Here is a 10,020-nt window from a genome sequence, read left to right on the forward strand (position 1 = left end):
ACGCACTGGACTCAAAATCCAGCGGGGTTCGCTCCATATGGGTTCGATTCCCATCTCCGGCATTATCTCCCGTATTTTATGATCTCTTCACCCTCGTATTCGTTTTCTGTCCTCTGAACTTCCTTGAAATTTCCGGAAAGAAACCGGGCAATCCCGCTTTCTGTTTGTTCATTTTGATAATATTTGATTTTTCTGACAAAAAACACGTCTCCGGAAACTTTTACAAGAATTTTCTTCGCCGGTTCTTCGAACGGTTCGGTTTTATTGTACTCAATTCCCAGTGTATCCGCTATGAGTCGCGAAGTCTCTTCATTTTTATAAAAATTCTCAGGTTCGTCGCGTACAACAGCGAAATCCGCGGTTCCTTCGTCTTTTTTCCGAAACCTGATAAAATCCTTGTATGAACGTAAAAAAGAAGACGCCTCAAGAAAAAAGTAGAAAAACAAATTGACGTCCGACAAAATTTCTTTTGCCGCATTTTTTTCAACAGAACTGATGAGTGACGCCGCGAAAATCGCCTTCAAATTGAGATCTTCAATTTTTCCGATTTCTTTCGCTATCGAAGCGGCGGCCCAAGCATTCCTGGCCGTCGTCAGGTTGACTTCCCTGAATTTAACTAAAAAATAACCTCCGTCATATTCGCACGAGTCCAGTAGTTCCTTGAAAGCTCTGAAATCGTTTTCGTGAAATTTAACAGGTGACGCTTTCCTTATTGAAGAAAACGGACACAAAAGGTTTGAACAGAGAAGTTCCGCCGCGTCCGTTCCGATTACGTGCCTGTAAATGACTTTTTCAGATCCGCAGGAAGAACAACTCCTGCCCGAAAAATAGAATTTCCGGGAGTATTCGCTGAACGTTTTTCTCATTGCCGCAAGGTTCGTTTTAAAATTTCTTACGAACAAAAATTCCTGTTTTCTGTTTTCAAAAGAAATTTCAGAGATTATCTTTTCGGACAATCTAGCGCTCACAAGCGAAACCGATCTCCCCGCCCCGGAAAGCATCCGGCACACATCCCGGCCTCCGTCCGCCGAAAAAACAGTTCCCTTTTGTTTTTCTTTTGTCGAATCAGTTAATACGTCCCTGAGTGTGAACAATACCCCTTCGGAAGATTTCGACGGCACGTTCATGACGGTTTGTCCGGACACGCTTTCGTCTGCGAAAGATCCGGCTTTTTCTGCTTCCAGAGCGTACACTTTTAGTTTGACGTCTTTCAAAATGAAGTGCAGTCTGTCTCCTTTGGAAAGTTCAAGGCTTTCTATGAGCTTTTGCGCGCGGCAGAGTCTTTTTTTGGATTCTTCGTAATCGACGAGCATTTTTTTTCCAAAAACTTCGATTATTATCTGCGTGTCGGTGTCGGGGAAAAATTCGTAGACAAGCGGCCTCAGGACTATGTAGCCGTCTTTGAGGGATTTTTCCGAAACAGGATTGGTCGTGTAATCTTTTCTCGCTCCGGGCTGGTAGAGGGATCTCGATTTCTCGTATTCCCATTTTTTTAAGTGCCAGAATCCCCTTCGAGAAGAGGCAAATCTGCTGTCTTCAGTCAGGGCAGACGAGAGGGTGTTGGACTTGAATTCGATGCCGAATTTACTGACGAGAATTTTTTTTAATTCCCTGAAAAGCATCGGCTTTTGCTTCTCGGCGAAAACCGAATGAATCATTTCAGTGACATTGCTTTGTAAATGCCTCGAAGCTGATTTCTCAGGGGCTATTATTGATTTTCCAAGATTAGTGACCGCTTTTCGCTTTATCAGTCTGGAAAGCTCGGCGTAGAAACCGCCGTCGGGATTGACGTAAATTCCAGAAGAAACGGCGACGTGCTCCGCCAGGTTGTTTCTGTGCACAGGTGTTTTGTGTTCGTTGAAAAATTCTATTATTTTTGAAGAAAAAAAATCCCCTATGTTTGCCGTCGGTAAGTCCTGATTTTTCAGCGCAAAATAATCGCTAGTTCCCCATCTGACAAAATTGTTTCCTACGAGGACTTTTTTCACCTGGAATCCATCCTGCGGTTTTATATGCCTTGAGCCGACCAGACAAGCAACTATCTGGGGCACATACATCGGTCTTTTTCTGATTTCGAGGATGGACGCTATCTCGTTTTTGAGGCTGAGCTCGCTCTCCGACCTGCCGACAACTCTCCAAACACCGTTTCCGTCGCTTTCAAATCTGCTGTCCTGACTCATCAAAGCGTTGACAGTTCCCGGGTTGACTATAATGCCCGATTTTGCAAGAAGATCCGATATATCCTTGTAATGAAGGTTCGGATTTTTTTCAAGCACCGAGAATATTTCTGTCGCGATGCTCAGATGCGCTCCGTTTTTGAAAGCACATCAAGATAAATTTTCAGGTCTTCGTCTGAAAAACAGACAAAGACTACCTCTTCTGGAAAAAAGTGTTCTTCAGAAAATTTCAACACGGTTGACACCGCTGTTTCTGCGGCCGCATTTTTAGGATAACCGTAAACGCCTGTGCTCACAGCTGGAAAAGCAATTTTTTTTATCTTGTTTTCCTCCGCCAGAAGAAGGCAGTTTTTGTAGCAATCTTCCAGAAGATCTGCTTCTCCTTTGTCTCCTCCCCTCCACACCGGACCGACCGTGTGTATTATGTATTTCGCTTTCATCTTGAAACCGGGAGTGATTTTGGCGCCGCCGGTTTTACAACCACCCAATTTTCTGCAGTGATCGAGAAGCTCAGGTCCTGCGGTCCTGTGGATTGCGCCGTCTACTCCTCCCCCGCCGAGAAGAGCCTCGTTCGCCGCGTTGACAACGGCTTCACTTTCAATTTTCGTTATGTCGCCTCTGACGGCAGAAATTTTCATTTACCCTTCAAAAACATTGTGGATTTTATAAAAATTTTAACATATAATCCGAAAAATCAGCACCAGGATTTTATCACATATTTTTAGGAGGTTGCGTGAGAGTCTTCGCATTTTCCGTCCTATTTATAATGTTAGCTTTATCAAGTATTTTACCCGCCCAGGGGTACAAATATCATTCGTATTATTCAATTTTAGCTCAGTCTGGACTGGACGTTGATAGAATCCGGAGTGTCGAGGGGATTCTGATAGTCGGCAGAAACGACAAAAATATTTTCGTCGCGGCAGACGATATTTCTGCTTCAAAAGTCGCTTCTCTCGGTTACGTGATAACCAAATCCTCGCAGGATGAAATTTTCGGCGCTCCGCTTGACGGTTATTACCACACTTGGTCACAAGTCATGAGCGAGATAGATTCTTTCACAGAAACTTATCCGAACATAGCAAAGTGCGACACCATAGGTTTTTCAGTTCAAAACAGACCCATCATCAGAGTTAAAATCAGCGACAATCCCGGCCAAAACGAACTCGAAGGCAGGATTCAGTTCAACGGTTGTCATCACGGAAACGAAAAGATTTCGACCGAGATAAATCTGTATTTCATGCGTTATCTCTGCGAGAACTACGGCGTCTTGAGCGAAGTGACATCTCTCGTAGACAACAGGGAGATATATTTCGTCCCGGTAGTCAATCCCGACGGTTTTGTCTTGAATCAGAGATACAACGCCAACAATATAGATCTCAACCGCGACTACGGATACCACTGGTTCAACGAGAGCGGCGCCTCGAATCCTTTTTCTGAACCTGAATCCAGAACGATGAGGGACGACTTCATCTCGACAGGCTATTCAATTACACTCGATTATCATTCGACGGCTTCTTACGTCAATTACCTGTGGGATTACTCTCCGAGAATTGTGCCGGATTACTACGAAGTGGTGAACATGTTCTCTCTTCCATACGCCGATTCAACCGGTTACACGCCCATAAAAGGTTACGATTGGTACCAGATAGCGGGTTCATGCCAGGACGCAACCTACGGCCTTTTCGGCATTCTCGCCGTGACAATAGAATCTCAGATGCCTGGAGATCCCGACCCGGAATGCCTTAAAAACAGGGGCGCGATGAAATACGTCGCGAAACTCGCCGGATACGGCATACAGGGCTACGTGCTCGACTCCGTCACCGGACAGCCTGTCGAGGCAGTTCTTTTCTTTCAAAAAGGTTCAGATCCGAAATGGCCTGTCAATTCGAGCGCTCTGTCTGGCGATTATCAAAAAATCCTTTCTCCGGGAACTTATTCAGTAACTGCTCACGCGCCGGGTCATGTTTCAAAGACTTTTTCTGTCCAGGTTTTAGCCGACACATCAATAAGGCAGGATTTCCATCTCGCACCATCGGACAGCCGTTTCGGAATGAGAATGATGTGCGCGAGACAGGAATACAGCAATTTCAGCAACACCACTTACACTTTCGACGCCCTGGGACCCGCTGATGGAATTGCCATGTCTATGAACAGGCAGGGCTACGCGATAATAGATTTCGGAGAAAATTTCCCCGTGACAGACGTTGCGGGATACGATCTGAAAGTCTGCGAAGCAAACGACGGAACTGCTGATTCCTGTTTCGTTTATGTTGGCAACACTCCCGAATACGCCGGAACGTGGATTTATCTGGGAAAAATCTCGGGTACGGACAGTTTCGACATCTCCGCGACCGGTCTTTCGCAGGTCAGGTACGTGAAAATAATGGACGACGGAGGTTCGACTTCGGGAGCCAAACCGGGCTACGACCTCGACGCCGTCCAGGGCATCAATCAGCCAAATTCGATAGAAGAACCGGTTTATCCCGTCACACCAGGAAACGTCTCTTTTTCTCTGACCGGCGGCTTTTTTTCGGACAAAGAGCTTTTGATATCAAATCTCAGCACCGAAACCATCAGGGTTCAAATCTCTATTGCTGACGTCTCAGGGAGAGTTGTCGCGTCAGATGATATAACCGCCGGAGCCGGAACCACTTCATACTCCATCAAAAACAGCACACTCGGCAGAGAGATGACTGGTTCAAACATTTACTTTTTGATAGTGGAAACCGATTTTATTTCCGAATCGTATAAAATACTTTTGTTCCGTTAAAAACGATTGGTAGAAGCGGGAAAAGTTATTCTTCTCTGTTTAGAAATTCGAGTATGGTGGCGGCTTTTTTTTCGCTTATGGATTTAATTTGAGTTAAATCTTTTATCGAACTGTTTTTGATATTTTCTGTATTTTTGAATTTTTTTCTCAGCTCTCTGGCCGTCTTCTCTCCGACGCCGGGAATTTCCAAAAAAGAGGACTTGAACAAATTTTTTGTCCTTTTCTTCCTGTGAGCGGTAATACCAAACCTGTGACACTCGTCCCTGATTCTCTTCAGAAGAAAAAGTACGGGAGAAAAACCGGGAAATGTCATCATATTTCCGTCCTCGAAATGTACGCTTTCGAGTCTTTTCGCAATCGAAATTGTTTTTACGTCAAGACCGGAATATTTCATTGCCGAAACAGCCGATTTGAGCTGTTCGGGTCCTCCGTCTACAATGACGAGATCGGGTTTTTCAAGGTCGCCGGATATAACACGGTTTGAAAATTTTTCCGCGATAAATCCAACCGCTTTCAAATCGTCGAAACCTTCCGGGATGTCGTATTGCCTGTACATGCTTTTGTTCGGCTTCGCGTTCTTGAAACATATCTGGCTTCCTTTTATCTCCCTGAATTTGGTGTGCGAGACGTCGAAACAGTAAATCACAGCCGGAGTGTTTTCGAGTTTCAAAGCGACGGCGAAATCCCTTAACAGGGGAGGGACGCCTCGTTTTACAGGTACCAGAGCGCTCAAGGCGATTTTTGACGTCTCTTCAATTTTTTCTTTTTCAAACTGGTTTTTCGGCGTCTTTATTGATGTCCTGACCCCGTGAGTCTCTTTTATCCATTCCTCGAGAAGTTTTTTTTCCTGAACATTTGCGCCGGTTAAAATAATCATGGGCGGTTGTCTCGACCTGTAGAAATCGACGATAAACCTGCCGAGGGCTTCATCGTCGTCGGTCTCCTGGAAAATATCCGTCATCACTGGAAAAGCTTCATGGAGTCTTCCTTCCCTTATCTGCATGACGAAAAAACAGCCCTTTCTCCCCCTTCTCGCGAATCCCAAAAGATCCCTGTCCCTGCCGTCGTTGAAAATGGCTCTCTCTCCGAACATGACATTCTTCATGTGATTTATAGCGTCTCTTTTCTCCGCCGCTTTTTCGTACTCTGTTTTCAGGGACAATTCAGCCATTTCAGTTTCGAATTTTTTTATAAGCTTTTTGACTCCTCCGGATAAAAAACCGGCAAATGAATTCATACTTTCCCTGTAATCGGGCAAAGTTATCTTTCCCGCGCAAGGCGCCGAACAGAGCCCTATGTGAAAATCGAGGCATTCTTTCGACTGCAGCGGCCCCTTGCATGACCTGTACCTGAAATATTTTCTCGACAAAAACAGCGTGTTCCTAAGTGAATTGGGCTTGAGATATGGACCAAAATATTTAGCCCCGTCCTTTTTCACTCTCCTGACGACCTCCGGATACGGCCATTTTTCCTTGAAATCAATTCTTATGTATGGGAACCTCTTGTCGTCCTTAAGAAGCACATTGTATTTAGGCTTGTGGAATTTTATCAGGTCGGCTTCGAGAATCAGCGCTTCCTGCTCGTTCTTGAGAGTCAGGAAATCGAGACTTCGTGAAAACTTCAGAAGATGAAAATTTTTCGGGCTATCTTCGTTGAAATAATTTACTATGCGCTTTTTTATGCTTTTCGCTTTGCCTATGTAAAGAGGCTTTCCATTTCCATCCCTGAAAATATACACGCCGGGTGTGTCCGGCGCGTTTTTGGCTTTTTCTTTTATCTTTTCTTTGTTTTTCACAAGAAAAGGCTTGTCACCTCACAACTGCTATTCTCGCTATGTCCTTGCCGTATCCGGTTTCCAGAACAAGAAAATATAGGCCCGAGGCGACGAAGTCTCTGTTCTCGTTCATCCCTTCCCAGTACATAACGTGTCTGCCGTCGTCTATCACACCGAGCTCGTACTTCCAAACCATCGTACCGTCGAGTGAAAACACGTAAAAGCTGGCATAAGTTCTGTCCAGCAGGATGTACTCAATGCACAAAACATCTGTGTTTGAAGGCTTGAAAGGATTAGGATATATTAGCTGTATCGAGTTTTCGGTTACAGGTTCTACATCAGGGGTCTGACTGTGAAGAGCTCTGTAGATATTAACTACGCCCCATCCTGTGCTGTCGTCAGGGCTGGAGCTTTGTGAAGCAGTTGATTTGAGCGCGTTAATAACATCCGAAACCCTCCACGAAGGATGCGCTTGAAGAAGAAGGGCGACGCCTCCGGCAGTGACTGCCGTCGCGCATGATGTCCCGCCCGCATAACTGTAGCCGCTATCGCCGGTGTTAGGTTCAACTGTCAGAGCCCACCAGGAGGCTGAGACCTCGGGTTTTCTTCTTCCGTCTACGGTCGGTCCGCACGCGCTCGCGTACCATGTGCTGTTGGATGTTGAAAATCTCTTGTAATGAGCTCCGGTCGAATCAGTTCCGCCCATAGTCAATATGGAGTCGGCGTCAGCCGGCGTTTTTATACAAGTGTCGAGATCAGGCTCCATCGCAGTATTTGTCCATGTTATGTTGCTTATTGCAGTGAGGACGACTATTCCGGCTCTTGAGGCTAAAAATGCCGCTCTCGCCGCGTAAGTCGTGTTTCCGTCCATGGAATTATATGACCAGTCGAGAGTGTCTCTGAATATTTTGTAAGAAAGGCTCGAAGATATTATGTCCGCTCCCGCCGAGTCGGCCCTTTCGGCGGCCAATACCCACCAGTGCTCTTCATGAACCACGTCGAGGCTGTTGCCGTCGTACCATTCTGTCTTGTACAGGCAGTAATAAGAATTCTTTGCCGCTCCGATCAGCATTCCGGATTTATCACCCGCAAGGAGACCGAACATCCTGGTTCCGTGCCTGAATTCACCGAGGGGATCGGGGTAATTTATTGTGTCGAGCGGATCCCCCTGAGCCGTAGAATGATTGCCGTTGACGAAATCCCACTCGTCAAATATTTTGACGCTGTCAACTTCTGAAAACCTTTTAAGCGCTTCGTGAGTCCTGTTGAAACCTGAATCGAATATTGATATGATGACGCCTTCGCCTCTGTATCCTTCATCGTGGCATTGTTTAATACCAAGGAACGAAAGCTGGAACTCGCTGGGTCCGTATATAAGATCGCTGTCAAATGATTTATAAATTTCGGTCTGGTCTAATTCGGATTCGCAACTGTTTACCCTGTCAATATAACTTACAAAACCGAGTCTTTCTATGTTTTGTAAAACCGAGGGATCGTCAGTTCTTACCACAACCGAATTCAGCCATTTCGAGCTTCCAATTATTTCCGCTCCGGAATTCTTGACTTCGTCGACGTAAAACGGGCTCGGAGGTGCGTCGTCCAGAGTTACCCCAGAACCTCTTATCGTTCTCCTCCACAGTGACCTCGGGGAGAGAAGGTTTTCGGCCTCTTGCAGCACTGCGTCAATTCCTCCCCTTCTCTCGACGTCCTTGTCGGTGAAGAAAACCCAGTAATCTGCTCCTTCGATGCACATAGCAGAAAACAGCATTAATATAATTGATAATTTTTTCATTTTTCCTCCGTTAAAATTACTTGAAAACCATTTTCATGAGGGTTGGAACTATTGACGATGACATTTTAAAAAGAACCGGAACCGATTTAATCAGTCCCAGAAGCATTTCGTCCGCCGAAAACTCTTCAATATTCTTTCCGTCGAGATTCTTTTTAGCCCATTCGAAAACGGGCGGTAGAAGTTTTTTGTCGTTGGCTACATAAATATTTCTGAGAAAAAGTCTCTGTTCGAACTGTCTTCCCTCTCCGTGCCACCACGCCTTGTCGTATATGCCGGAATCCTCCAATTTGTCTTTTTTCAAAAGTTTCGTCGCTATTTCGGACGCCAGCTTTGCTGATGTCAGAGCGGGGCCTATTCCGCCTCCGCTCAAAGGATCGGCCAGCCTCGCCGCGTCTCCGACGAGAAAGACACCTTTGGCTGAAATTCTCTCCATTTTTTTCACGGGCACAACTCCGGCCAGTTCCGATACAATTCCGACGCCCTGAAAGTCCCTGTTCAGCCATTCGCCGAGTCTCTCGAACGCTCTCTTGCCTCCTGCGTCGCCTCTTATGCCGAGGCCTATGTTCGCTGCGTGATTTTCCTTGGGAAAACTCCAGGCGTATCCTCCCGTGAAAAGATCTTCGTCGAGGGCTAAAAGAAGGGTTTCATCCTCCTCCCTGCCTGAGACGTCGGCTCTGACCTCACAACAGGAATAAATGTCCTTGGGTGCAATGCTCGTGTCTATGCCGGCCATCTTGCCAACAACAGATTCCGGTCCGTCGGCTCCGATTACAATTTTCGCCTCGACCTCTATGGTGGATCCGTCTTTGGTTCCTCTTGCCGTCCAAAGACCGTCCCTTGATTCCAATTCATTTACAGAAAAGCCCAAAATTATTTCGGCTCCCTCTCTGGCGGCCAAAAAAGCGATGTGCTGGTCGAAAAGAGCCCTGTTGAGAATGACGCCGTGCCCCGGAGCTTTGAGCCTCACCCTTTCGCCCTTGTAGTCTATAATTATTTTGTCAATTTTACAGGATATCAGGTTTTCTGGTATGTCGCCGACGACATCCCTTATGGTCGGCAGGTCTAAGCCTTCGGCACACCTTATGTCTTTTGCAATTTCGCGGTTTCTTTCCGCGATGACGACCTTAAAACCCTCGTGAGCCAAAAATCTCGCCGCAGTTGCACCGGCGGGTCCGCAGCCGACTACGAGTATGTCACTTTTTATCTTCATCTTCGGCTCCGGCAGTTATCGCGCCTTGGGGGCACACTTTTTCGCAGTTAAAACAGGACACGCATTTTTTCGGTGAATAATGCAGTTTTCCTGATCTGACTATCAGAGCCAGGGGTTTGCACACGGCGACACAGCCGCCGCATACCCTGCATTTTAAATGGTCGATCGATATTTTTATCATTTTCACTCCATAAGCAATTCGGGCAGGTTTCTGCCGACGGTTCTGACGTATATGAAATACGCTGTAATGGAAGGAATTATACTCAAAGCGAGCAATATAATCAAAAGTAAAATTAT

7 protein-coding genes are annotated in these 10,020 nt (G+C 46.0%); 1 reads left to right on the forward strand and 6 read right to left on the reverse strand.

The window, feature by feature from the left end:
* Positions 1-62: 62 nt before the first annotated feature.
* Both JXL83_03650 and JXL83_03655 read right to left on the reverse strand, forming a co-directional pair.
* Positions 63-2,276: a hypothetical protein gene (locus tag JXL83_03650; GenBank protein ID MBN2363205.1), complete on the reverse strand. Its 2,214-nt coding sequence runs from the start codon at positions 2,274-2,276 to the stop codon at positions 63-65.
* Between the two features lie 23 nt (positions 2,277-2,299).
* A complete protein-coding gene (locus tag JXL83_03655) occupies positions 2,300-2,815 on the reverse strand; it encodes an O-acetyl-ADP-ribose deacetylase (protein MBN2363206.1) in 516 nt (171 codons plus the stop codon).
* A gap of 95 nt (positions 2,816-2,910) precedes the next feature.
* Between JXL83_03655 and JXL83_03660 the strand changes: the two genes are divergently transcribed.
* Positions 2,911-4,947: a DUF2817 domain-containing protein gene (locus JXL83_03660; GenBank protein ID MBN2363207.1), complete on the forward strand. Its 2,037-nt coding sequence runs from the start codon at positions 2,911-2,913 to the stop codon at positions 4,945-4,947.
* Positions 4,948-4,972: 25 nt separating this feature from the next.
* Here JXL83_03660 and uvrC read toward each other — a convergent pair whose 3' ends face one another.
* Genes uvrC through JXL83_03680 form a run of 4 tightly spaced genes read right to left on the reverse strand, consistent with a single transcriptional unit; the run spans position 4,973 to position 9,904 of the window.
* Positions 4,973-6,742, reverse strand: coding sequence for an excinuclease ABC subunit UvrC (gene uvrC / locus JXL83_03665; GenBank protein ID MBN2363208.1), 1,770 nt, complete (start codon positions 6,740-6,742; stop codon positions 4,973-4,975).
* A 13-nt stretch (positions 6,743-6,755) separates the two neighbouring features.
* Entirely contained in the window at positions 6,756-8,513 is a 1,758-nt protein-coding gene (locus JXL83_03670) for a S8 family serine peptidase (GenBank protein ID MBN2363209.1), read from the reverse strand.
* Positions 8,514-8,529: 16 nt separating this feature from the next.
* Positions 8,530-9,723 (reverse strand): NAD(P)/FAD-dependent oxidoreductase, encoded by a 1,194-nt coding sequence (locus tag JXL83_03675; GenBank protein MBN2363210.1) that lies wholly within the window; start codon positions 9,721-9,723, stop codon positions 8,530-8,532.
* On the reverse strand, positions 9,707-9,904 hold the full coding sequence (locus JXL83_03680; GenBank protein MBN2363211.1) for a 4Fe-4S binding protein: 198 nt from the start codon (positions 9,902-9,904) through the stop codon (positions 9,707-9,709). The genes JXL83_03675 and JXL83_03680 overlap by 17 nt, the downstream gene beginning before the upstream one ends.
* Between the last annotated feature and the right edge of the window lie 116 nt (positions 9,905-10,020).

This window comes from candidate division WOR-3 bacterium (assembly GCA_016934535.1).
Classification (GTDB): Bacteria; SDB-A; SDB-A; order SDB-A; family SDB-A; genus JAFGIG01.